21 protein-coding genes and 1 riboswitch are annotated in these 22,397 nt (G+C 73.4%); of the genes, 9 read left to right on the top strand and 12 right to left on the bottom strand.

From position 1 onward, the window contains the following. The first annotated feature begins 55 nt into the window (after positions 1-55). A riboswitch (TPP riboswitch) is annotated at positions 56-168 on the top strand. 3 nt (positions 169-171) lie between these two features. The 4 genes from thiO to pknB all read left to right on the top strand — a co-directional run bounded on the left by thiO (position 172) and on the right by pknB (position 4,236). Next, the gene (thiO, locus tag CRP52_RS23885; protein WP_097238258.1) at positions 172-1,344 is read left to right on the top strand and encodes a glycine oxidase ThiO; all 1,173 of its coding nucleotides are present in this window, start codon (positions 172-174) and stop codon (positions 1,342-1,344) included. After that, the gene (gene thiS / locus CRP52_RS23880; RefSeq protein WP_097238257.1) at positions 1,341-1,550 is read left to right on the top strand and encodes a sulfur carrier protein ThiS; all 210 of its coding nucleotides are present in this window, start codon (positions 1,341-1,343) and stop codon (positions 1,548-1,550) included. The genes thiO and thiS overlap by 4 nt, the downstream gene beginning before the upstream one ends. Before the next feature lies 1 nt (position 1,551). Beyond that, entirely contained in the window at positions 1,552-2,349 is a 798-nt protein-coding gene (locus CRP52_RS23875; RefSeq protein WP_097238256.1) for a thiazole synthase, read from the top strand. 108 nt (positions 2,350-2,457) lie between these two features. Then, positions 2,458-4,236 carry a Stk1 family PASTA domain-containing Ser/Thr kinase gene (gene pknB, locus CRP52_RS23870; RefSeq protein ID WP_097238255.1) on the top strand — a complete coding sequence of 593 codons (1,779 nt, stop codon included), beginning with the start codon at positions 2,458-2,460 and terminating at the stop codon, positions 4,234-4,236. 19 nt (positions 4,237-4,255) lie between these two features. Here the strand turns inward: pknB and CRP52_RS23865 are convergent, their stop codons facing one another. Further along, the gene (locus CRP52_RS23865) at positions 4,256-4,885 is read right to left on the bottom strand and encodes a molybdopterin-dependent oxidoreductase (RefSeq protein WP_097238254.1); all 630 of its coding nucleotides are present in this window, start codon (positions 4,883-4,885) and stop codon (positions 4,256-4,258) included. Between the two features lie 274 nt (positions 4,886-5,159). Here CRP52_RS23865 and bfr point away from each other — a divergent pair, with 274 nt between their 5' ends. Continuing rightward, a complete protein-coding gene (bfr, locus tag CRP52_RS23860) occupies positions 5,160-5,639 on the top strand; it encodes a bacterioferritin (protein ID WP_097238253.1) in 480 nt (159 codons plus the stop codon). Positions 5,640-5,660: 21 nt separating this feature from the next. Here bfr and CRP52_RS23855 read toward each other — a convergent pair whose 3' ends face one another. Together CRP52_RS23855 and CRP52_RS23850 are read right to left on the bottom strand one after the other, a co-directional pair. Then, on the bottom strand, positions 5,661-5,969 hold the full coding sequence (locus CRP52_RS23855; RefSeq protein WP_097238252.1) for a (2Fe-2S)-binding protein: 309 nt from the start codon (positions 5,967-5,969) through the stop codon (positions 5,661-5,663). A gap of 162 nt (positions 5,970-6,131) precedes the next feature. Further along, positions 6,132-7,481, bottom strand: coding sequence for a class II 3-deoxy-7-phosphoheptulonate synthase (locus CRP52_RS23850; protein WP_097238251.1), 1,350 nt, complete (start codon positions 7,479-7,481; stop codon positions 6,132-6,134). Positions 7,482-7,786: 305 nt separating this feature from the next. On the opposite strand from CRP52_RS23850, the gene CRP52_RS23845 reads away from it, so the two are divergent. Then, positions 7,787-9,724 (top strand): anthranilate synthase family protein, encoded by a 1,938-nt coding sequence (locus CRP52_RS23845; RefSeq protein ID WP_097238250.1) that lies wholly within the window; start codon positions 7,787-7,789, stop codon positions 9,722-9,724. 47 nt (positions 9,725-9,771) lie between these two features. Here the strand turns inward: CRP52_RS23845 and CRP52_RS23840 are convergent, their stop codons facing one another. From CRP52_RS23840 to CRP52_RS23830, 3 genes are read right to left on the bottom strand one after another with little or no spacing between them, the layout of a single operon-like run. Beyond that, positions 9,772-10,470, bottom strand: a complete 699-nt coding sequence (locus CRP52_RS23840; protein ID WP_257032822.1) for a response regulator — start codon at positions 10,468-10,470, stop codon at positions 9,772-9,774. Beyond that, a complete protein-coding gene (macS, locus tag CRP52_RS23835; protein WP_257032821.1) occupies positions 10,467-11,687 on the bottom strand; it encodes a MacS family sensor histidine kinase in 1,221 nt (406 codons plus the stop codon). The genes CRP52_RS23840 and macS overlap by 4 nt, the downstream gene beginning before the upstream one ends. 29 nt (positions 11,688-11,716) lie before the next feature. Further along, complete coding sequence (locus tag CRP52_RS23830; protein ID WP_097240295.1) at positions 11,717-12,556, bottom strand: lysophospholipid acyltransferase family protein; 840 nt, start codon at positions 12,554-12,556, stop codon at positions 11,717-11,719. A 193-nt stretch (positions 12,557-12,749) separates the two neighbouring features. Between CRP52_RS23830 and CRP52_RS23825 the strand changes: the two genes are divergently transcribed. Together CRP52_RS23825 and CRP52_RS40595 are read left to right on the top strand one after the other, a co-directional pair. After that, positions 12,750-13,544 (top strand): alpha/beta hydrolase, encoded by a 795-nt coding sequence (locus tag CRP52_RS23825; RefSeq protein ID WP_097238249.1) that lies wholly within the window; start codon positions 12,750-12,752, stop codon positions 13,542-13,544. Between the two features lie 10 nt (positions 13,545-13,554). Further along, positions 13,555-14,352 carry a hypothetical protein gene (locus tag CRP52_RS40595; RefSeq protein WP_306458883.1) on the top strand — a complete coding sequence of 266 codons (798 nt, stop codon included), beginning with the start codon at positions 13,555-13,557 and terminating at the stop codon, positions 14,350-14,352. Here CRP52_RS40595 and CRP52_RS23815 read toward each other — a convergent pair. The 5 genes from CRP52_RS23815 to CRP52_RS23795 all read right to left on the bottom strand — a co-directional run bounded on the left by CRP52_RS23815 (position 14,349) and on the right by CRP52_RS23795 (position 18,723). Beyond that, on the bottom strand, positions 14,349-15,278 hold the full coding sequence (locus tag CRP52_RS23815) for an endonuclease/exonuclease/phosphatase family protein (RefSeq protein WP_107474903.1): 930 nt from the start codon (positions 15,276-15,278) through the stop codon (positions 14,349-14,351). The two genes, CRP52_RS40595 and CRP52_RS23815, sit on opposite strands and share 4 nt — an antisense overlap. A 129-nt stretch (positions 15,279-15,407) precedes the next feature. Next, positions 15,408-16,352 carry an ROK family glucokinase gene (locus CRP52_RS23810; RefSeq protein ID WP_097238248.1) on the bottom strand — a complete coding sequence of 315 codons (945 nt, stop codon included), beginning with the start codon at positions 16,350-16,352 and terminating at the stop codon, positions 15,408-15,410. Between the two features lie 192 nt (positions 16,353-16,544). Beyond that, on the bottom strand, positions 16,545-16,997 hold the full coding sequence (locus tag CRP52_RS39805; protein WP_097238247.1) for a DUF5304 family protein: 453 nt from the start codon (positions 16,995-16,997) through the stop codon (positions 16,545-16,547). A gap of 93 nt (positions 16,998-17,090) precedes the next feature. Next, positions 17,091-18,263: an ArsA family ATPase gene (locus CRP52_RS23800; protein ID WP_097238246.1), complete on the bottom strand. Its 1,173-nt coding sequence runs from the start codon at positions 18,261-18,263 to the stop codon at positions 17,091-17,093. Positions 18,264-18,288: 25 nt separating this feature from the next. Then, entirely contained in the window at positions 18,289-18,723 is a 435-nt protein-coding gene (locus CRP52_RS23795) for an SRPBCC family protein (protein WP_097238245.1), read from the bottom strand. Positions 18,724-19,400: 677 nt separating this feature from the next. Here CRP52_RS23795 and CRP52_RS23790 point away from each other — a divergent pair. Then, complete coding sequence (locus CRP52_RS23790; RefSeq protein WP_097238244.1) at positions 19,401-21,194, top strand: AMP-dependent synthetase/ligase; 1,794 nt, start codon at positions 19,401-19,403, stop codon at positions 21,192-21,194. Positions 21,195-21,256: 62 nt separating this feature from the next. Here CRP52_RS23790 and CRP52_RS23785 read toward each other — a convergent pair whose 3' ends face one another. Then, positions 21,257-22,393 carry a glycosyltransferase family 4 protein gene (locus tag CRP52_RS23785; RefSeq protein ID WP_097238243.1) on the bottom strand — a complete coding sequence of 379 codons (1,137 nt, stop codon included), beginning with the start codon at positions 22,391-22,393 and terminating at the stop codon, positions 21,257-21,259. Positions 22,394-22,397 lie beyond the last annotated feature (4 nt).

Here is a 22,397-nt window from a genome sequence, read left to right as displayed (position 1 = left end):
GCCGTCCACCCCTCGTACGGGCCTTCGGCCGGGCCGGGCCCCGGCGTTATGGTGGGGACACCATCACGGGAGCCCGGCGAACCGGGCTGAGAGGCGGGCTGACACGGCCTGCGACCGTCCGAACCTGATCCGGGTCATACCGGCGAAGGGAGAAGAGCAGCCTTGACACGCTTGCCATCGGGCGCCCGCACCGATGTCCTGGTGATCGGCGGGGGCATCATCGGCCTCGCCGTCGCCTGGCGCGCCGCGCAGCGCGGGCTGCGCACCGCCGTGGTCGACCCCTCCCCCGGTCGCGGGGCCGCCGCGGTCGCGGCCGGGATGCTCGCCCCGGTCACCGAGCTCCAGTACGGCGAGGAGCCGCTGCTGCGCCTCGGCATGGCCTCGAACCAGCGGTACGCGGCCTTCGCCGCCGAGCTCTCCGGGGCGAGCGGCGGCGAGGACACCGGCTACCGCCGCTGCGGGACCATCGCCGTCGCGCTGGACTCCGACGACCGCGAGGAACTGCGCGAGCTGCACGCCTTCCACCAGCGGCTCGGCCTGGAGTCGAGTTGGCTGACCGGCCGGGAGGCCCGCAGGCTGGAGCCGATGCTCGCCCCCGGCGTCCGCGGCGGCCTGCACGTCGCCGACGACCACCAGGTGGATCCCCGGCGGCTGCTCACCGCACTGCTGCTGGCCGGTGAGCGCGCGGGCGTCGTCGGCCACCGCGCCGAGGCCGTCGAGCTGCTGGTCGAGGACGGCCGCGCGGTCGGAGCCCGGCTCGGCACCGGGGAGACGGTGACCGCCGATCAGGTCGTCCTCGCCGCGGGACCGCACAGCCACCGGCTGGCCGGCCTGCCCGAGGGCGTGCTGCCGGCGGTCCGTCCGGTGAAGGGCCAGATCCTGCGCCTGCGGATCCCCGACGCGTACCGGCCGTTCCTGAACCGCAACGTCCGCGCGGTGGTGCGCGGCCGGCACCTCTACCTGGTGCCCCGGGAGAACGGCGAGTTGGTGATCGGCGCGACCACCGAGGAGCAGGGCTACGACACCACGGTCACCGCCGGCGGGGTGTACGAACTCCTGCGCGATGCCCACGAGTTGGTCCCGGGCATCACCGAACTCCCGCTGCTGGAGACCTCGGCGGGCCTGCGCCCCGGCTCCCCCGACAACGCCCCGCTGCTCGGCCCGACCTCGCTGCCCGGCCTGGTCGCCGCCACCGGTCACTACCGCAACGGCGTGCTGCTCACCCCGGTGACCGCCGACCTGCTCTCCGAGTACCTGGCCACCGGCGAACTCCCCGAACTGGCCCAGCCGTTCACCCCCACCCGGTTCTCCCCCGACCGCTCCACCACGAAGGCCTCCGCATGACCGAGATCGCCCTGACCGTCAACGGCGTGCCCCGCCAGGTACCCGCAACGTCCACCCTCGCCGAGGTGGTGGCGACCGTCAGCGCCGCCAACACCGGCGTCGCCGCCGCGCTCAACGAGGCCGTGGTGCCCCGCAGTTCGTGGTCCGAGACGCCGCTGAACACGGGCGACCGGGTGGAGATCCTGACCGCCGTGCAGGGAGGCTGAGATGGCCGACGACCTGCTGACCATCGCCGGCACGAGCTTCTCCTCCCGGCTGATCATGGGCACCGGCGGCGCGCCGAGCCTGGAGGTCCTGGAGCGCGCCCTGCTCGCCTCCGGCACCGAGCTGACCACCGTCGCGATGCGCCGGGTCGACGCCGGCACCCAGGGCTCCGTCCTGGACGTGCTGACCCGCAACGGCATCCGCGTCCTGCCCAACACGGCGGGCTGCTTCACCGCCGGCGAGGCCGTGCTGACCGCCCGGCTGGCCCGCGAGGCGCTCGGCACCGACTGGGTGAAGCTGGAGGTGATCGCCGACGAGCGGACCCTCCTGCCGGACCCGATCGAGCTGCTGGACGCCGCCGAGACCCTGGTCGACGACGGCTTCACGGTGCTGCCGTACACCAACGACGACCCGGTGCTGGCCCGCAAGTTGGAGGACGTCGGCTGCGCCGCCATCATGCCGCTGGGCTCGCCGATCGGCTCCGGCCTCGGCATCCGCAATCCGCACAACTTCCAGCTGATCGTGGAGAGCGCGGGCGTCCCGGTGATCCTGGACGCGGGCGCCGGCACCGCCTCCGACGTCGCGCTGGCGATGGAGCTGGGCTGCGCCGCGGTGATGCTCGCCTCCGCGGTGACCAGGGCTCAGGACCCGGTGCTGATGGCCGAGGCGATGCGGCACGCCGCCGAGGCGGGCCGGCTCGCCCACCGGGCCGGCCGCATCCCGCGCCGCTTCCACGCCGAGGCCTCCTCCGCGATGGCCGGCCGGGCCGACCTGGACACCCGGGAACACCCGGCCTTCTAGGAAGAGTCCTGCGGAGCCCGGCGTGTCACAAGCCGGGCACAGCCGGGCCCGGGGCTGCGTCCCCAGGGTCCGGCCGCCCGGCCCGGCACTAGACTCCCGCGGGTGGACATGGCACTGCACGACCCCCTGATCGGCACGCTGCTCGACAACCGGTACCGGGTCGAGCAGCGCATCGCGACCGGCGGGATGTCCACCGTCTACCGGGGCACCGACACCCGCCTGGACCGGGTGGTCGCCCTCAAGGTGATGCACCCCTCGCTGGCCGGCGACGAGGGCTTCACCGCCCGCTTCATCCGCGAGGCCAAGGCGATCGCCAAGCTCACCCACCCCAACGTCGTGAACGTCTTCGACCAGGGCGCCGACGGCGGAAACGTTTTCCTCGCCATGGAGTACGTGCCCGGCCGCACCCTGCGCGACCTGCTGCGCGACCGCGGCGCGCTCTCCGTCCGGGCCGCGCTGGACGTCCTGGAGCCGGTGCTCGCCGCCCTGGGCGCCGCCCACCGGGCCGGGCTGGTCCACCGGGACGTCAAGCCGGAGAACGTGCTGATCACCGAGAGCGGCCTGGTCAAGGTCGCCGACTTCGGCCTGGTCCGGGTGCTCGGCACCGCCGACGGCGCCCCCACCTCCACCAGCACCGCCACCGGCGGCACGGTCATGGGCACCGTCTCCTACCTGGCGCCCGAGCAGATCCTCCCGGACGCCCCCACCGACCAGCGGGTCGACGTCTACGCGGCCGGCATCCTGCTGTACGAGATGCTCACCGGCCGCCGCCCGCACACCGGCGACAACCCCGTCCAGGTCATGTACAAGCACCTGCACGAGGACGTCCCCGCCCCCTCCCTGGTCGCCCCCGCCGTCGGCCCCGAGCTGGACGCGATAGTGGCCGGAGCCTGCGCCCGGACCGCCGATGCCCGCCCGTACGACGCGGTCGAGCTGTTGGCCGCCCTCCAGCGGGTCCGCCGCACGCTGAGCCCGGAGGAGCTGGACGCCGAACCGCCGGCCTCCACCCGGCCCAGCCCGCGCTACCCCACCAGCGAGCCGACCTCGGTGATCCAGCCGCTGCCGCGGCCCGCCGACGCCCCGCCGCCGGAGCGCACCAGCGTGCTGGACGTCCCGCCGGAGCTGATGGACCAGCTGCTCACCGAGCCGCGCCCGTACGACGAGCCGGCTCCGGCCCGCGAACGCCGCCCGGGCCTGCTGCGCCGCCTCCCCCGCAAGCCGCTGATCTGGGCCGTAGCACTGATCGCCCTGGTACTGGCGGTCGGCGGCGCCACCTACGGGCTCTCCGAGGGGCTGTACGGCTCGGTGCCCGGCGTGCTCGGCAAGGACCGGGCCGAGGCGCAGCGGATCCTGGACACCGAGGGCCTGCACGGCAGGTTCGTCGAGGCGTTCAGCGAGTCCGTCCCGTCCGGCCAGGTGATCTCCACCGATCCGGGGGTGGGGGCGCGGACCCGCCGGAGCGACAGCATCACTGTGACGGTGTCCAAGGGCCCCAAGCGGATCGCGGTGCCGGACCTCGCGGGGAGGAGCGCCGCCGACGCCGCCGCGGCCCTGGCCGGCGCCTCGCTGACCAAGGGCGCGGTGACCGAGACCTACAACGACGGCGTACCGGAGGGCTCGGTGATCAGCAGCTCGCCGGCGGCCGGGCAGCTGTTGCAGGAGAACACCGCGGTCTCGCTGGTGGTCAGCAAGGGCATGGTGCCGGTCCCGGACGTCTCCGGGATGACCAAGGACGAGGCGCAGAAGGCGCTGCAGGCGGCGGGCTTCACCATGCAGACCAGCGGCTGGGACGTGTTCGGCGCGGTCAAGGCCTCCGGCCAGTCCCCGGCGGCCGGCGAGCGCCGGCCGCAGCGCAGCACGGTGACGGTGAAGTTCTCACTGTTCTGACCGGCGTCTCCGACCAGCGTCAGCGCAGCGGCCCGTCGCCGGGCTTCTCCTGGTAGGAGTAGCGCTGCTCGCGCCAGGGGTCGGCGAGGTTGTGGTAGCCGCGTTCCTCCCAGAAGCCGCGCCGGTCGGCCCGCATGTACTCCACCGCGCGGACCCACTTCGGGCCCTTCCAGGCGTAGAGCTGCGGTACCACGAGCCGGACCGGGAAGCCGTGCTCGGCGGTCAGCGCCTCGCCGTTGCGGTGGGTGGCGAGCAGGGTGTGCGGGTCGGCGAAGTCGGCCAGCCGCAGGTTGGCGCTGTAGCCGTACTCGGCCCAGACCATCACGTGGGTGACACCGGGCGCCGGGGGCACCAGGTCGAGCACGGCGGCGGCCGACACGCCCGTCCACTCGTTGCCGAGGACGGAGAACTTGGTGACGCAGTGCAGGTCCGCGACGACGGTGGTGCGCGGCAGGGCGTTGAAGGCCTCGAAGTCCCAGCTGTGCTTCTCCGCCGAGGCGGTGGCGCCGAACACCTGGAGGTCCCAGGTCAGCGGCTTGAAGCGGGGCACCGGCCCGTAGTGCAGAGCGGGCCAGCCGCGCTGTGCGCGCTGGCCCGGGGGGAGGCTCGGGTCAGACGGCGGAAGCGGTTCGTTACTGGACTGACCCATGGATCCATGGTGACAGACGGCGGGCGGGCGCCGACGCGCGCCCCTTTGGAGCTGATTCACGCCCCGCCCGTACGGACCAACGGTCGATCGTCCACCATCGGAGCCCGCCCGACACTCCGCCCACAGCTCCACCCGCCGCCCCTCACACTTCCACCCAAATCGGATATTCCGACACATGTCCTAGTGAGTGTGAACTTACTGGAATTTCTTCCCGGCACGGTGCCAGGATGCGCAGCGCAGCACCCACCGCAGGACGAGCGCAGGAGGCACCGCCATGCAGGGCGATCCCGAGGTCATCGAGTTCCTCAACGAACAGCTCACCGCCGAGCTGACCGCGATCAACCAGTACTTCCTGCACGCCAAGATGCAGGAGAACTTCGGCTGGACGAAGCTCGCCAAGTACACCCGGCACGAGTCCTTCGACGAGATGAAGCACGCCGAGACGCTCACCGACCGGATCCTGTTCCTGGAGGGCCTGCCCAACTACCAGCGGCTGTTCCACGTCCGGATCGGCCAGACGGTGCAGGAGATGTTCGAGGCCGACCGCCAGGTCGAGGTCGAGGCGATCGACCGGCTCAAGCGCGGGATCGTGGTGATGCGGGCCAAGAACGACGTCACCTCGGCGAACATCTTCGAGGACATCCTGGCCGACGAGGAACACCACATCGACTACCTCGACACCCAGCTGGAACTGCTGGCCAAGCTCGGCGAGCCGCTCTACCTGGCCCAGCTCATCGAGCAGCCAGAGTCCTGAGGACTCAGGCCCCCCTAGGGCTCAGGCCACGCGCAGCGGAACCACCGGGGCCACCGGGGCCACGGGCGCGATCGGGGCCGCCCCCCGGGCCTCCGGTGCAGGGTCGGCCTGGACCTCCGGGTCCGCGAGGCCGAGCTTCGCGGCCAGCCGGGCGGTCGGGCAGGGCCGGGCGCCGTGCTCACCGAGCAGCGCCTGGATCCGGCGCACGCAGGACCCGCAGTCGGTGCCGGCCTTGCAGCCCTTCGCTATCTGGCGCGGGGTGTTGGCGCCCCCGTCGATCGCCTTCTTCACCTGGTCCTCGGTGACCGCATGGCACATGCACACGTACATCGCGGTCTCTCCCGGGGGTGAAGCGGAGTGGATCTTGACTAAGGCTTGCCTTAGTTCACTAAGCCTCACCTTACCTGGCGATCCGGGTACGAAAAAGCCCCTCCGGCCTCGGGAATCCCGAATCCGGAGGGGTCTTCGTCACAGGGACTCGCCCGCTGGGGCTCACTGCCCCCGGTACATCTCCGCCACCAGGAACGCCAGGTCCAGCGACTGGCTGCGGTTGAGCCGCGGGTCGCAGGCCGTCTCGTAGCGCTGGTGCAGGTCGTCCACCAGGACCTCGTCACCGCCGCCGACGCACTCGGTGACGTCGTCGCCGGTCAGCTCCACGTGGATGCCGCCCGGGTGGGTGCCGAGCGCGCGGTGCACCTCGAAGAAGCCCTTGACCTCGTCCAGGACGTCGTCGAAGCGGCGGGTCTTGTGCCCGCTGGAGGCCTCGAAGGTGTTGCCGTGCATCGGGTCGCAGATCCACACCGGCTTGGCGCCGGAGGCGGTGACCTTCTCCAGCAGGGTGGGCAGGTGCTCGCGGATCTTGCCCGCGCCCATCCGGGTGATGAAGGTCAGGCGGCCGGGCTCGCGCTCCGGGTCCAGCTTCTCGATCAGGGCCAGCGCCTCGTCCACCGAGGTGGTCGGGCCGAGCTTGACGCCGATCGGGTTGCGGATCTTCGAGGCGAACTCGATGTGCGCGTGGTCCAGCTGCCGGGTACGCTCGCCGATCCACACCATGTGGCCGGAAACGTCGTACAGCTCGCCGGTGCGCGAGTCCACGCGGGTCAGCGCGGTCTCGTAGTCGAGGACCAGCGCCTCGTGCGAGGAGAAGAACTCGACCGCCTTGAACTCCTCCGGCACCACGCCACAGGCGCTCATGAACGCCAGGGCGTTGTCGATCTCCCGGGCGAGCTGCTCGTAGCGCTGGCCGGCCGGCGAGTTGCGCACGAAGTCCTGGTTCCAGGCGTGCACCTGGCGCAGGTCGGCGTAACCACCGGTGGTGAAGGCGCGCACCAGGTTGAGTGTCGCGGCGGACGCGTTGTACATCCGCTTCAGGCGCTCCGGGTCCGGGATCCGGGACTCGGGGGTGAACTCGAAGCCGTTCACCGAGTCGCCGCGGTAGACCGGCAGGGTCACGCCGTCGCGGGTCTCGGTCGACTTGGAGCGCGGCTTGGAGTACTGACCGGCGATGCGGCCGACCTTCACCACGGGCACCGAGGCCGCGTACGTCAGCACGGCGGCCATCTGCAGCAGGGTCTTCAGCTTGTTGCGGATGTGCTCCGCCGAAACACCGTCGAAGGCCTCGGCACAGTCACCACCCTGGAGGAGGAACGCCTCCCCGCGGGCCACGGCTCCGAGCCGGGCACGCAGCTGGTCGCACTCACCGGCGAACACGAGCGGCGGATACGAGGCGAGCTCGGCAAGGGTCTTGCGCAGAGCCTCTTGGTCCGGCCATTCAGGCTGCTGCGCCGCGGGCAGGGACTGCCAGGAGTGGGCAGCCCTCGATGTCTCAGTCGTAGCGGTCACACGGCAAGGCTACGGGGTGACGCGAGCGAATCGTGACCATTGCCCGATGGGTGAGACGCATCTCGGACATCTGACGTGATCGGCCCCACCAGCCCCACCGGATCCGCTACTGTCGAACACATGCACGCGCACCACAACTCCTCCTGGTGGTGGGCCTCCCCCGAGGGCGGCCCACCGATCGCGCGTTCCTGAGACGACACGACGGCCGCCCCGGAGGGGCGGCCGTCGGCATCTCGGCAGACGGCCACCCTCCCGGAGCGGATCGAGCACAGCCCTGATCAGCTACTCGGAAGGAAGCCGTACCAGTGACCACGACCGCCGACCTGCTCACCCGTCTCACCTCCCCGAACGCCCCGGCATTCGCCCTGCTGCACCGCCGCACCCCGCGGCTCACGCCGGACACCGTCGAGGTGCTGCTGGGCACCGTCGACAGCTACGAACACCTCGCCGACCTCCCGGTACGCAACGGCGTCCCGGCCGGCGGCACCCCGGTGCACGACCTGCTCGCGCTGGTCCCGTACCGGCAGATCCGCGAGCGCGGTTTCCGGACACATGACGACGGCACCCCGCTGCAGGCCTTGTCAGTGGCCGAACAGCATGTCCTCCCGTTGGCCGAATTCCTCTCCGAGCTGCCGCAGTTGCCGGTCACGCTTGACGGTGGCGCGTTCGACGTGGACGACGATTCGTACGCCTCGATCGTCCGCCGGGTGATCGACGAGGAGATCGGCAACGGCGAGGGCGCCAACTTCGTGATCCGGCGCGACTTCCACGCCACGCTCGAAGACTTCTCGCCCGAGCTCGCACTGACGCTCTTCCGTCGGCTGCTGGAGCAGGAGCGCGGCGCGTACTGGACCTTCCTGGTGCACACCGGCGACCGGGTGCTGGTCGGCGCCTCCCCCGAGGTGCACGTCCGCCAGAGCGGCGGCACCGTCGTGATGAACCCGATCTCCGGCACCTACCGCTATCCGGCGGGCGGCTCCGACATCGACTCGCTGCTCGACTTCCTCCACGACCCCAAGGAGTTGGAGGAGCTCACCATGGTCGTGGACGAGGAACTCAAGATGATGTGCACGGTCGGCGACCTCGGCGGCCAGGTGCTCGGGCCCCGCCTCAAGGAGATGTCCCACCTCGCCCACACCGAGTACGAGCTGCGCGGGCGCACCTCGCTGGACGTGCGCGAGGTGCTCCGCGAGACGATGTTCGCCGCGACCGTCACCGGCAGCCCGGTCGAGAACGCCACCCGGGTCATCCAGCGCTACGAGCCGACCGGGCGCGGCTACTACTCCGGCGCGCTCGCGCTGATCGGGCGCTCCGCCAGCGGCGGGCAGCTGATGGACTCACCGATCTGCATCCGCACCGCCGACATCGACCCGGCCACCGGCCGGCTGGTCGTCCGGGTCGGCGCCACGCTGGTGCGCCACTCCGTCCCGGAGTCCGAGGTCGCCGAGACGCACGCCAAGGCCGCCGGGGTGCTCACCGCGATCGGCGCCCGGCCCGCCCCCGCCCGGCTGCCCCACCCCGCCGGCCCCCGGCTCGCCGACGACCACCGGGTCCAGGCCGCCCTCGACGCCCGCCGGGCCGGTCTCGCGCCGTTCTGGCTGCGGATGCAGACCTCGACCCGGGTCACCGAGGCCGAGCAGACGCTGGTCGTGGACGGCGAGGACACCTTCACCTCGATGCTCCGCCACCTGCTCCGCTCGCTCGGCCACCAGGTGCAGGTGGTCCGCTACGACGCCCCGGGCCTGCGCGAGCTGGTCTCGGCGCACCGCGGCCCGCTGGTGCTCGGCCCCGGCCCCGGGGACCCGGCGCTCGCCGACGACCCCAAGATGGCCGTGCTGCGGCCGATCGTCGCGGGCGCCCTGGCCGACGTCCGCTCCGGTGCCCGCACCGCGCCGCTGCTCGCGGTCTGCCTCAGCCACCAGCTGCTCTCCGCCGAGCTCGGGCTGCCGCTCGGCCGCAAGCCCGTCCCGTACCAGGGGGCGCAGGAGACCATCGACCTGTTCGGCGCCAAGCGGACGGTCGGCTTCTACAACACCTTCACCGCGCGCTGCTCCGAGGCCGACGCGGCCCGGCTCGCCGCCGAGGGCGTCGAGGTCGCCCGGGACGCGGTGACCGGTGACGTCCACGCCCTGCGCGGGGCCGGCTTCGCGGGCCTGCAGTTCCATCCCGAGTCGGTGCTCACCCGCGAGGGCGTCGACATCGTGGCGGACCTGCTGCGCGAGACCTCGACCGTCCGGAACTGAGCCGTCGACGGTGTCCCGGGCGGGGTGGCCGCCCCGCCCGGGACCCGTCAGATCTCGTCGTCCAGGCCCTGCTCGATCGCGTACCGGACCAGCTCCACCCGGTTGTGCAGCTGCAGCTTGCCCAGCGTGTTCTGCACGTGGTTCTGCACCGTGCGGTGCGACAGCACCAGCCGGTCGGCGATCTGGCGGTAGGACAGGCCCTTGGCCACCAGCCGCAGCACCTCCGTCTCCCGGGCGGTCAGCTGCGGGGCGGCCGGCGCCGAGGCGGGGGCCGGCTCGGCCGCCAGCCGGCGGAACTCGCCGAGCACCAGGCCGGCCAGGCCCGGGGTGAACACCGCGTCGCCGACGGCCGTGCGCCGCACCGCGTCCAGCAGCTCCTCCCGGCCGGCCGACTTCACCAGGTACCCGGTCGCGCCGGACTTCACCGCCTCCAGCACGTCCTGGTGCTCCCCGCTGGCCGACAGCACCAGCACCCGCACCGCCGGGTCCTGCGCGACCACCTGCCGGCACACCTCCGCGCCGGGCAGGCCGGGCAGGTTGAGGTCCAGCACGACGACCTGCGGCGAGCAGGCCCGGGCGCGGCGGACGGCCTCCTCGCCGTCACCCGCGGTGGCCACCACGTCCAGCCCGGCCTCGGCGAGGTCGCGCGAGACGGCGTCCCGCCACATCGGGTGGTCGTCCACCACCATCACCCGCACCGGCCGGCCGGTGGTCGGCTGATCGATCATCAGCTGCTGGTCGGTCATGGAGTGGCCTTCCTCGGGACGCGCAGTTCGACCTCGACGCCCTCCCCGGGCGCCGAGTACAGCTCGGCCGTACCGCCGAGGTCCAGCAGCCGACCGCGGATGGACTGGGAGACGCCCAGCCGGCCCGCCCGCTCCGCCTCACCGAGCCGGCCGGGGGCGAACCCGGGGCCGTCGTCGCGGATGCTGACCGTGACGGCCTCCGGCTCGTCCTCGACCAGGATCCAGGCCCGGGCCTGCTCACCGGCGTGCCGGCGGACGTTGTCCACGGCCGCGCCGACGGCCGCGGCGAGCTCGCCCGCGGCCGGGCCGGGCAGCAGCACCGGGGTGCCGGGGGCGGAGAGCGTGATCCGCTCGTCGCCGTACGGGCGCAGCAGCGCGGTGAGGTCGCGCGGCTCGGCGGCGTCCGGCTCCGGCAGGCGCTGGGCCGGGATCGGCCCGCCGGTCATCAGGGTCCGCAGCGCGCGCTCCTGCTCGCCGGCCAGCCGCCCCAGCTCGGCGAAGCCCGTACCGGCGCCGGCACCGGCGCCGCCCGTCCCGTCGCCCAGCTCCGCGCCGCGCCGCTGGACCAGGGCGAGCACCTGCAGCACGCCGTCGTGGATGTCCCGGGAGAGCCGCTCGCGCTCCCGGGTGGCCGCCTCGACCTGCAGCGCCCGGGTGAGCGTGGCCTCGCTGGCCCGGGCCAGCTCGATCACGTAGCCGATCGCGCACCCGGCGACCAGCAGCAGCACGATGTTGTGGAGGTTGTCGCCGGTCGGCCCGCCGTGGCAGAGGATGTTGGCGGCGCCGATCACCGAGCCCGAGGCCGCCGCCGGGCGCCAGCCGCCCTTCGCGGCGCAGCCGAGGACCGTGCCGGCGGCCCAGATGGTCGGCAGGGTGGGCGCGCCGTGGCTGATCCGGCCCGGGGCGTCGGTCAGACCGCTCATCACGATGCCGGTGACCACGAGGGTGAGGTCCACGCCCAGGACGTACCAGGTGCAGCGCTGCGGGTTGGCGAAGGCCCGGGTGGTGGCGAGGGTCCAGAGGGTGAGCGCGCCGAGGAAGATCCAGCCGGCGACGGGGTGCAGGAAGTGCAGGTACGAGTTGACGTACCGCAGCAGCGCGTAGATCAGCGCCAGCACCCGGAAGTAGGAGATGGCCTTCCAGAGCGGGAGTTCGACGGACATGCCGCCGGCTGCGACCGTACCGCCCACCGCGCCGGCTCTGCCGACGTCCGTCATCCCGCCCCTCCCCTGGGCCCGGCGGGCCGTCAGGCCGAGCCGGTCTCCTTGTCCGCTTCGGCGGTCTTCTGCGCCTCGGCGGTCTTCTCGGCCTCAGCGGCCTTCTCCGCCTCGGCCGCGGCAGCCTTCTCGGCTTCGGCGGCCTCCGCCTTCTCCGCCTTGGCCGCCGCCCGGCGCTCGGCGTCGGCCTTCTTCTTCTCGTCGGCGATCTGCCGCTTGGCGGCGGTCGCGTAGATGTCCACGTACTCCTGGCCGGAGAGCCGCATGATCTCGTACATCACCTCGTCCGTCACCGAACGGAGGATGAAGCGGTCGTTCTCCATGCCCTGGTAGCGGGAGAAGTCCAGCGGGCGGCCGATCCGGATGCCGGGGCGGATGCCGAAGTTGGGGACGACCTGGCCGGGCGGCTGCACCTTCTCGGTGTCGATCATGGCGACCGGGATCACCGGGGCGCCGGTGGCCAGCGCGACGCGGGCCAGGCCACCGACCTTGCCGCGGTACAGCTTGCCGTCGGGCGAGCGGGTGCCCTCGGGGTAGACGCCGAACAGCTCGCCCCGCTCCAGCACCGCGATGGCGCTGCGGATCGCGGCCTCGCCGGCGCCTCGCACGCCCGAGCGGTCCACCGGCAGCTGGCCGACGCCCTTGAAGAAGGCGGCGGTCAGCCGGCCCTTGAGGCCCGGGGTGTTGAAGTACTCGGCCTTCGCGATGAAGGTGACCCGGCGCTTGATCAGCGCGGGGAAGAAGAAGGAGTCCGAGAAGGACAGGTGGTTGCTCGCGATGATCGCCGCACCCTCGGTGGGGATGTTCTCCTCGCCTTCGAGCCACGGCCGGAAGAAGATCCGAAGCAGTGGCGCGACGATCATCTTCATCAGTCGGTAGAACAAGCCGGGCCTCCTGTTATGCGGACCGCTAGATCCTAATGCCCCGTGGGCGTCGGCTGCGCCCGGCCCCGCCGAAGGGGGTGTACGGCCCGGCGCGGGGCGTGGGACGATGCGGATTCCCCGCAGCTCCCCCCTCCAGCGTCCCCTCCCCCAGCGCCACCTGCCCGCGAAGGAGCCCGCCATGCCGTTGCTGCCCGGTGCCGAACCGTACCGCCACCGCGGCGGACCGGTGGGAGTACTGCTCTGTCACGGCTTCACCGGCTCGCCGCAGTCGCTGCGGCCCTGGGCCGAGGACCTGGCCGCGGCCGGGTACACGGTGTCGCTGCCGCTGCTGCCGGGGCACGGCACCCGCTGGCAGGACATGCAGCTCACCCGTTGGGAGGACTGGTACGCCGAGGTCGAGCGGGAGCTGCTGACCCTCGCCGACGAGTGCGAGCAGGTGTTCGTCTTCGCGCTGTCGATGGGCGGCGCGCTGGCGCTGCGGCTCGCCGCGCTGCACGGCCCGACGGTGTCCGGGCTGGTGCTGGTCAACCCGTCGGTGCGCGCGGACACCCCCGCGAGTGTGCTGCTTCCGGTGCTGCGCCACCTCGTCCCGAGCGTGCCCGGGATCGTGAACGACATCGCCAAGGCCGGCTCCACCGAGGTCGGTTACCACCGGACGCCGCTGCACGCCGCCTGGTCTCTGAGCCGGCTGTGGCGGGAGGTCCAGCGACGCCTGCCGGAGGTGACCCAGCCGGTGCTGCTCTTCCACAGCCCGCAGGACCACGTCGTCTCGCCGGCCAACTCGGAACTGGTGCTGGCCCGGATATCCTCGACCGACGTGACGGAGCGGCTGTGCGGGCGCAGCTTCCACGTCGCGACGCTGGACCACGACGCGGCGGAAATATTCGCGGCCGGCCGGGACTTCATCCGACGGCTGGTTCCCGCACACGCGGCGGGCGCCACCCGGGTCGAATCCGACGATCACCATGGCTGAAGGGCCGGAAGTGCACGAGAGCAGCACGGCGGGCAGCGGGGACGAAGCTCCCCGCGAGGACGGCGCGACGACGGACGGCGGGGCGACGGGCGCCGCCGCCCCGGGCGGTGCGCCGACGGACCGTACCGGCGCGGGCGGCGCCGTGACGCCCCCGCCCGCGCAGAACGCCGCCGCCACCGACGCCGCCGGCGATGCCATCGGGGACGGCACCGGCCACACCGGCGGTGCCGAGGCCCCCACCCCGCCGAAGGCCCCCGCCGAGCCCCGGCCGCGCCGCGCGCCCGAGCGCAGCCAGGCCGAACAGGACGAGATCTTCGCCGCCCTGATCGCCCAGTTCGACGACCCGGTCGACCTCAACAACCCCAACTGGCCGGAGGTCGAGAACCTCCGGGCCCAGAACGAGCTCAAGGGCGGCTACAAGGACGGCACCGGCGGCCGCGGTGACCAGGACGACCTCGCCGACCTCGCCCCGCAGCCCCGCCCCCGCTCCGGCCGGCCGGTGCTGCCGGCCGCCGAATCGGGCCCGCGCGACTTCGAGCTGGCCGAGGAGACCGACGAGGGCCACTTCGTCCCGCCGGAGCCGCCTCCGCTGCCCGAGGCCGACGTGACCGCCAAGTTCGCCTGGCTCGCCGTGCTCGGCGGCCCGGCCCTGCTGCTGATCGACGCCACGGTCTGGCGGGAGATCTCCGGCTGGCCCGCCTGGGTCGGGATCACCGCCTTCCTCGGCGGCTTCGTCACCCTGGTGGCCCGGATGCGGGACCGCGACGAGGACGAGCCGGAGGACCCAGACCACGGCGCGGTCGTCTAGCGTTCCGGCGGTTCGGGGGCTTCGCGTTCCGGCGGTTCGGGGGCTTCGCGTTCCGGCGGTTCGGGGGCTTCGCGTTCCGGCGGTTCGGGGGCTTCGCGTTCCGGCGGTTCGGGGGCTTCGCGTTCCGGCAGTTCGAGGACGGCGAGCACCGGCAGGTGGTCGGTCGCGGCCCGGAGGTCTGCTTCGGTGACCCCGGGCAGCCCGTGCGGCACCCCGCAGCCGAGGACGGTGATCCCGGGCGTGGCGAACACGGCGTCGATCCGCTGGTAGGGGCGCTCCGGTACGGAGGTGAACTCGCCGCCCCAGGGCGCGGTCGGGTACCCGTCCTGCAGCCGGGAGGCCAGCAGCTGCCAGCCCGGGCCGTCCGGGTGCTCGTTGAAGTCCCCTGCCACGATGCCGTGTTCGGCGATCGCCAGCTGCTCCGGCAGCAGTTCGAACTGCCCGTACCGCTCCTCGGGATCCAGGCTGAGGTGGCAGCTGGTGACGGTGAACGGCGCCGCGCCCGGCACCCGCAGCAGCGCGGTGGCGAAGCCCCGGGCGTGCAGGCCGCGGGTCTTGGGCAGCAGCCGGTCGTGCACCCCCAGCACCTCCACCGCGCCGGGCCGGCCGAGCAGCAGCGGACCGGCCGCGGTCCGGCCGCCGCCGGCCAGGACGGCCGTCCCGGTGCTCCGGGCCAGCCACCGGGCCTGGCCCTCGGGCCGCCAGTAGCGCGGTGACTCCTGGATGCAGACCAGGTCGGGAGCGCAGGCCCGGACCACCCGGGCCAGCGCCCGCCGGTCGTCGCGCAGCGAACGGATGTTGTAGCTGAGCAGCCGCAGCCGGCGCGGTCCGGACGGCGGCGGTTCGAGGGGCGCGGCAGTGGCGGCGGTCACGGCGGTCGCGTTCGCGGTGCTGCTGGTCGCGGCGGTCACGGGTCCGGCGGTCATGGGTCCGACCGTACGCGGCGGTCCCGGGACGTGCGACGGCGGCGGTGCGTCCGGGAGCGGTCGGGGCCCGGTCGCACCGCCGCCGGCGGGCTGGGAGGGGTCACACAGCTGGGGTGAGGGCAGGGCGGGTCAGGGCACCCGGGCCAGGTCCGCCGCACCGACGATGCCGGCGGCGGAGCCCATCGAGGCCAGGACGACCTCGGCGCGCGGGCGGTGCACACCGCCGGTCAGGTAGTGCTCGAAGGCCTTGGCGACCGGGTCGAGCAGCAGGCGGCCGGAGTCGGAGACGCCGCCTCCGAGCACGAAGACGCCCGGGTCGAACAGCGCGGCGAGGTCGGCCATGCCGCGGCCGAGCCAGTCGGCCAGCTCCGCGTAGCACTCCAGGGCCAGCGGATCGCCCTCCTCGGCGGCCTGGGTGATGTGGATGCCGCGGATGGTCTCGGCGACGCCGTCGTTGAGCTCCAGCATCCGGCGGCCGCGCACCGGGTCGGCGGCGGACTTCTCCCGGCCGTAGCGGCGCAGCGCGCGCCCGGAGCCGTACTGCTCCCAGCAGCCCTTGCCGCCGCAGCCGCAGGTCAGGCCGTCCGGGACCATGTTGAGGTGGCCGATCTCGCCAGCCACGCCGAAGCGGCCGCGGTGCAGGCGGCCGTCGAGCACGATGCCGCCGCCGATGCCGGTGCCGACGGTGATCAGCACCATGTCCTGGTGGTCGGCGGCCGCGCCGAAGCGGAACTCGGCCCAGGCGGCGCAGTTGGCGTCGTTCTCGACCACGGTGTCCAGGCCGGTGAGCTCCTCGACCCGGCCGCGCAGCGGCTCGTTCTCCCAGTCGATGTTGGGGGCGAAGATCACCGTCGAGCGGTTGCTGTCGACGAAGCCGGGTGCTCCGACGCCGACCGCGGTGACGCCGGGGTGCTGCTCCTTGAGCTCGCGCACGGCCTGCGCGATGGCGTCGACCGCCCACTGCGGGTCGGCCGGGGTGGGCACCCTGGTCCGGGCCAGGATCGCGCCCGCCTCGTCGACCACGCCTGCCGCGATCTTGGTCCCGCCGACATCGACGCCGATGGTCAGAGCCATGTGTCCCTCAGCTATTCACTCGTTCCCGCTGGACGGAACGGTACCGCCCAACCCTGCCCCCGTACACAGCCTCGCATACATTAACCGAAGACAATTCTGGGATAACCGGGCCAGGACACTTCAAAAGTCTTATCTAATCTCCTTCTTCGTGACGCACGAGAGCAACGCGGTCACGCTCCGGAAGTTACGGTTTCACTGCTTGGCGGACGGCTCGTCAGTCCCCTCAGGCCCGTCCGGCCCATCCGGCCCCTCAGGCCCGTCGAGGTCGATCTTCTCGGCGGCCGTGCCCTGCCCCGCGGTCCAGCGACTCTCGTGCCCGGCCACGGCGGCGCGGTAGGCGGCCAGCAGTTCGGCACCCGCGGCGGCGATCCCGGAGCCGGCGGCGGTGAGGTGGGTGTACACCTCCGGCTGCTGGGTGCGCAGGCGGTCGGCCAGGCCGGAGAGGGCGATCAGGGTGGTGGCGCTCGCCTCCTGGGCCTTCTCGCCGAGCGCGCCCGCGAACCGGCGCACCTCGTCCACCAGCGGACCCAGCTCCGGCCCGAACGGGTGACCGTCGACGGGCTCCGTACGGCCGTCAGTCCGATCACCGGTGCGGTCGTCGGCCCGGTCGTCGACGGGCTCGGTGCGGTCGTCGGTGCTGGTCATCGCGGGCGCCTCCTCAGCCGTGGCCGCACCCCGCGGCCCTCCGGCCCGACGCTACCCGACCGGCCGCAGCACCCGGAACGGCCGAACGGCCCGTCAGCCCTGTGGCCAGAGCGAAGGGTCGGGTGCGAACCGCACCGAGAGCACCCCGTCGAGCAGCCCCGCACCGGCGACCGTGCAGCGGCGCAGCGCGGAGGGCAGGGTGAGCACCCTGCGATGGGTGCCGAGTCCGACCACCAGGTCGTCGCCCCGGCGGACCAGGTCCAGTTCGGCCCGGTCGGCGCCGGGCAGGTCGAGGTGCCAGACCAGCAGACCCTCCTCGGCGAGCCGGTCCTCGACCGTCCACGGCGCAGGGGCCAGGCGCTCGGGCCCGGGGCCGTCCCCGTACAGGCGGTCGGCGACGGCCTCCAGGGTGGCGTCGGCCAGGCCGGTGGCCAGCACGGGGGCGTCGGTCCCGGCGGCGAGCCCGGCCAGCTCCTCCGCCCGGCGGCGGGCCAGCGCGGCCAGCCAGGGGTCGGGCGAGGAGGCGGCGGCCTCGGGCAGCACGCCGTGCACGACCACGGCGTCCGGCCGGTGCCCGTACAGCGCGAGTCCGGCCCGGATCCGGCGCAGCTCCGGGTACGGGTGGCCGTCGGCGGGGACGACCAGGCGGACGCTGGTGCCGGGGTCGGTGATCGCGGCGGCGGACTCGGCGAGCGCCGCGGCGGCCTTGGCCCGCCCCTCGTACAGCCAGTCGGCGGGCATCGGGACGCCGGCCAACCCGGCCAGCAGCGGGCGCAGCGCCCGGGCGGCCTGCCGCTGCTCGGGGACGAGGCGGTCCAGGTAGCGCGCCAGTTGCTCGGGCAGGGCGAGGGTGGCGATCAGCTCGGCGGGCGGCGGGGCGAGCACGACCAGGACGTCCTGGTCGGCGGCGGGCAGGGCGCGCAGCAGGGCGAGCCGGGCGATGCCGGGGAGGGCGGTGAGCTCCTCGGGGTCGAGCTGTTCGGCGCCGAGCAGGTCGAGGGCGGGCTTGAGCCGGCCGGTGAGCTCGCCGACGGCGTAGCGGAAGGCTGCCTGCTCGTCGATCCGGGAGACGGTCAGACCCGGGGCGTACCGGAGGGGTTCGGGCTCCAGGCGGGTGCCCAGGACGGAGTCCAGCGCGCGGTGCGGGTCGTCGGCCGCCAGCAGCCAGGTGCGGTGGCCGCGCCGGGCGGCGTGCAGGGCGGTGGCCGCGGCCACCGCGGGTGCGCCCGCGTCGCCGCTGACCAGGATGGTGCGTGTCGCCGTCATGCCGTTCGGGTCCCGTTCCGCCGCGTCAGTCCTCGACGCGCTTCTTCAGCCCGCTCAGGGCGCGGTCGATGATGACCTTCTCGGCCTTGCGCTTGATCATGCCGAGCATCGGGATCTTGACGTCCACGGCGAGCTGGTAGGTGACCTCGGTCCGGCCGCCGGACAGTGCGGTGAGGGTGTACGAGCCGTCCAGGGAGCGGAGCATCTGACTGCGGACGAGGGTCCAGCCGACCTCGCGGTCGCCGTCCCAGGTGTACGCGAGGACGTGCTCGTCGCGGATCGCGCCGGCGTCGAGCAGCAGCCGGACCTGGGTGGCGCGGCCGTCCTCGCCGGTCTCCAGGACCTCGATCTCCTTGACCTCGCCGGTCCAGGCCGGGTAGGCGGCGAAGTCGGCGATCACGGCCATGACCGTGGCCGGGGTCGCCTCGATGGTGATGCTCGACCTGGTGTGCTCCGCCATGGAATGGCCCTCCGCGTCGTCCCTCTGCCTGCCGGTCCGGCCGCCGCGCGCTCGGCCCGGTCCGCCCGGAGCAGGCTATCGCGCCCGCCCCTCCCCACCTAAGGCGCGGGCTCTCCCCACTCAGGGCGCGGGCTGCTGCCCCCGCCCCGAGCCGAAGGGGCGCGCCGGTGCCGAAAGGGAGAAGCGAGGGAGCGAAGCGAGGGAGCGCCGACCGTCGGCACCGGGTCAGAGCGCCCCGGAGGCGAGCGGGCGAGTCCCCGCCCCGAGCCGAAGGGGCGCGCCGGTGCCGAAAGGGAGAAGCGAGGGAGCGAAGCGAGGGAGCGCCGACCGTCGGCACCGGGTCAGAGCGCCCCGGAGGCGAGCGGGCGAGTCCCCGCCCCGAGCCGAAGGGGCGCGCCGGTGCCGAAAGGGAGAAGCGAGGGAGCGAAGCGAGGGAGCGCCGACCGTCGGCGCCGGGTCGGAGCGCCCCGGAGGCGAGCGGGCGAGTACCACCCACCGGGCTACCGACGGGTCACCGCGGCACTGCCGTAGGGTGCCATTCGAACGACCCGGTCACGGCCTGGTCGGACCCGGCCCGGGTGTGACACTTCGAACACCGGGGCCGACCCCCCTGGTCGAAGCCGCCTACCGGGCAGTAACGTCCTGCCGTCCCGCAGCGTCGCGAACGAGGAGCAGTCTTGCTCGACTTCAGCCTTCCGGCCCTCTACCAGGTACCGAGCGGCGGTAACCTCTCCGACCTCGTGCACCAGAACGCCGAGCGGCACCCGGACGTCGTGGTGCTCAGCCGCAAGGTGGACGGCCAGTGGCAGGAGTTGACCGCCGCCCAGTTCCTGGTCGAGGTGCGGGCCGCCGCCAAGGGCCTGGTCGCGGCCGGCATCGGCCCCGGCGACCGAGTGGGCATCATGTCCCGGACCCGCTACGAGTGGACGCTGCTGGACTTCGCGATCTGGTCGGCCGGCGCGATCACCGTGCCGGTGTACGAGACCTCCTCCCCCGAGCAGGTCGAGTGGATCCTCGGCGACTCCGGCGCGGTGGCCGTGCTCACCGAGACCGGCAGGCACGCCGAGGTGGTCGAGCAGGTCCGCGAGCGGCTGCCGGAGCTGAAGCACACCTGGCAGATCGAGGCCGGCGCCCTGGCCGCGCTGGCCGAGGCGGGGCAGCAGGTCCCCGACGCGACCGTCGACGAGCGCCGCTCGACGGCGGCGGCCGACTCGATCGCCACCATCGTCTACACCTCGGGCACCACCGGCCGCCCCAAGGGCTGCCAGCTGACCCACGGCAACTTCCTCGCCGAGCTCGGCAACGTGACGGCCCGGATGGAGTCGCTGTTCCGGACCGGCGAGGGCTCCGTCCTGCTGTTCCTCCCGCTCGCGCACGTGCTCGGCCGGATCGCCGAGATCGCCGCCGCGATCGCCCCGATCAAGCTCGGCCACGTCTCGGACGTCAAGGACGTCACGGCCGAGCTCGCCTCGTTCCGGCCGACGCTGATCCTGGGCGTGCCCAGAGTCTTCGAGAAGGTCTACAACACCGCCCGTGCCAAGGCCCAGGCCGACGGCAAGGGCAAGATCTTCGACAAGGCCGCCGAGACGGCGATCGCCTACAGCCGGGCCCTGGACGCCGGCGGCGCGGGCCTGGTCCTGCGGATCAAGCACGCGGTCTTCGACAAGCTGGTCTACAGCAAGCTGCGCGCCGCCCTCGGCGGCCGGGCCACCCACGCGATCTCCGGCGGCGCCCCGCTCGGCGAGCGCCTGGGCCACTTCTACCGGGGCATCGGCTTCACCGTCCTGGAGGGCTACGGCCTGACGGAGACCTGCGCGGCCACCGCCTTCAACCCGCACGACAAGCCGAAGATCGGCACCGTCGGCCAGCCGCTGCCCGGCTCGGCCGTGCGGATCGCCGAGGACGGCGAGGTGCTGCTGAAGGGCCCGCAGATCTTCACCGGCTACTGGAACAACCCGCAGGCCACCGCGGACGCCCTGCAGGACGGCTGGTTCGCCACCGGTGACCTCGGCTCGCTGGACTCCGAGGGCTACCTGACCATCACCGGCCGCAAGAAGGAGATCATCGTCACCGCCGGCGGCAAGAACGTCGCCCCGGCCGTGATCGAGGACCGGATCCGGGCCCACGCCCTGGTCGGCGAGGTCATGGTGGTCGGCGACCGCAAGCCCTTCGTCGCCTGCCTGATCACCATCGACCCGGACTTCTTCCCCAAGTGGAAGGAGCTCAACGGCAAGTCCGCCGACGCCACCATCGCCGACCTCGCCCAGGACCCGGAGCTGCTGGCCGCCCTGCAGTCCGCGGTGGACGACGGCAACGCGGCCGTCTCGCACGCCGAGGCGGTCAAGAAGTTCCGCCTCCTGGACGTCGAGTTCTCCGAGGACAACGGCTACCTGACGCCCTCGCTCAAGCTGAAGCGCAACGTCGTGCTGAAGGACTTCGCCGCCGACATCGAGGCGCTGTACCAGAAGTAGCGGCCCCGTACGGAAGCAACCGCAAGGGCCCCGTCTCCCGGAGGAGGCGGGGCCCGCGCGCGTCAGCCCGCCAGCAGCGAGGTCAGCCGCCCGGCCAGCAGGTCCCAGCGCCAGGAGCGCTCCACCCACCGCCGCCCGGCCTCGCCCAGGCGCCGGCGCAGCTCCTCGTCGCGCAGCAGCCGGACGATCCGCTCGGCGGCCGCCGCGGCCGAGCCGCCGGGCACCACGTACCCGGTCTCGCCCTCCAGCACCGCGTCCGGTGCGCCGCCGGAGTCGCCCGCGACCACCGGCAGGCCGGTCGCCGAGGCCTCCAGGTAGACGATGCCCAGGCCCTCGACGTCCAGCCCCCCGCGCCTGGTGCGGCAGGGCATCGCGAAGACGTCCCCGGCCCCGTAGTGGGCGGGCAGCTCCTCCCACGGCACCGAGCCGGTGAACCGCACGGAGTCCCGTACGCCCTTGGCGTCCGCCAGCTTCTCCAGGTCCGCCCGGTACGGGCCGCCGCCGACGATCAGCAGCACCGCGTCCGGCACGTCGGCGAGGATCTGCGGCATCGCCTCGATGAGGGTGTCCTGGCCCTTGCGCGGTACCAGCCGGGAGACGCAGACCACCACCGGCCGGTCCGCCAGCCCGAGCCGGCGGCGGACCTCGGCGCCCCCGGACTCCGGGTGGAAGGTCGTCTCGTCCACGCCCGGCGGCAGCTGCACCATCCGGGCCGCGGCCTGCGGCCCGACCGCGGCGGCGATCCGCGAGCGGGTGTACTCGCCCAGGTAGGTCAGCACGTCGGTGCCCGCGCCGATCCGGCGCAGCAGCTGGCGGGAGACGGGCAGCTGGGCCCAGGCGGCCTCGTGCCCGTGGGTCATGCCGAGCAGCCGCCCGGCGCCGGCCCTGCGCAGCGCGGGCGCCATCAGGCCGAGCGGGGCCGCGGCGCCGAACCAGACCGAGTCGCACTGCTCGGCGCGCAGGATCTCGGCGGCCCGCCGGGTGACCCGGGGTGTGGGAACCATCACCTTCGTCCGGTCCCGGATCACCGGGAACGGCTGCTCGGCGTCGAAGCGCCGCACCTCGCTGCCGTCCCGCCAGGTCGAGGCGTACACGACGACGCTTCCTGCGGGCTGACGGACGGCCATGTTGTGCACGAAGGCCTGGATGCCCCCCGGGCGGGGCGGGAAGTCATTGGTGACGATCAAGGTTCTGTGCATCTGG

The organism is Streptomyces sp. 1331.2 (assembly GCF_900199205.1).
In the GTDB taxonomy this organism is placed as follows: Bacteria; Actinomycetota; Actinomycetes; order Streptomycetales; family Streptomycetaceae; genus Kitasatospora.
Note: the sequence above shows the minus strand (reverse complement) of the source record. Positions and strands in the feature narration are given on the sequence as shown.

Bases quoted from the DNA above. Each gene is read 5' to 3' on its own strand.
- thiS (WP_097238257.1), top strand. From the start codon at position 1,341: ATGACCGAGATCGCCCTGACCGTCAACGGCGTGCCCCGCCAGGTACCC.
- CRP52_RS23875 (WP_097238256.1), top strand. From the start codon at position 1,552: ATGGCCGACGACCTGCTGACCATCGCCGGCACGAGCTTCTCCTCCCGG.
- pknB (WP_097238255.1), top strand. From the start codon at position 2,458: ATGGCACTGCACGACCCCCTGATCGGCACGCTGCTCGACAACCGGTAC.
- CRP52_RS23865 (WP_097238254.1), bottom strand. From the start codon at position 4,885: ATGGGTCAGTCCAGTAACGAACCGCTTCCGCCGTCTGACCCGAGCCTC.
- bfr (WP_097238253.1), top strand. From the start codon at position 5,160: ATGCAGGGCGATCCCGAGGTCATCGAGTTCCTCAACGAACAGCTCACC.
- CRP52_RS23855 (WP_097238252.1), bottom strand. From the start codon at position 5,969: ATGTACGTGTGCATGTGCCATGCGGTCACCGAGGACCAGGTGAAGAAG.
- CRP52_RS23840 (WP_257032822.1), bottom strand. From the start codon at position 10,470: ATGACCGACCAGCAGCTGATGATCGATCAGCCGACCACCGGCCGGCCG.
- macS (WP_257032821.1), bottom strand. From the start codon at position 11,687: ATGACGGACGTCGGCAGAGCCGGCGCGGTGGGCGGTACGGTCGCAGCC.
- CRP52_RS23830 (WP_097240295.1), bottom strand. From the start codon at position 12,556: ATGAAGATGATCGTCGCGCCACTGCTTCGGATCTTCTTCCGGCCGTGG.
- CRP52_RS23825 (WP_097238249.1), top strand. From the start codon at position 12,750: ATGCCGTTGCTGCCCGGTGCCGAACCGTACCGCCACCGCGGCGGACCG.
- CRP52_RS23815 (WP_107474903.1), bottom strand. From the start codon at position 15,278: ATGACCGCCGGACCCGTGACCGCCGCGACCAGCAGCACCGCGAACGCG.
- CRP52_RS23810 (WP_097238248.1), bottom strand. From the start codon at position 16,352: ATGGCTCTGACCATCGGCGTCGATGTCGGCGGGACCAAGATCGCGGCA.
- CRP52_RS39805 (WP_097238247.1), bottom strand. From the start codon at position 16,997: ATGACCAGCACCGACGACCGCACCGAGCCCGTCGACGACCGGGCCGAC.
- CRP52_RS23800 (WP_097238246.1), bottom strand. From the start codon at position 18,263: ATGACGGCGACACGCACCATCCTGGTCAGCGGCGACGCGGGCGCACCC.
- CRP52_RS23795 (WP_097238245.1), bottom strand. From the start codon at position 18,723: ATGGCGGAGCACACCAGGTCGAGCATCACCATCGAGGCGACCCCGGCC.
- CRP52_RS23785 (WP_097238243.1), bottom strand. From the start codon at position 22,393: ATGCACAGAACCTTGATCGTCACCAATGACTTCCCGCCCCGCCCGGGG.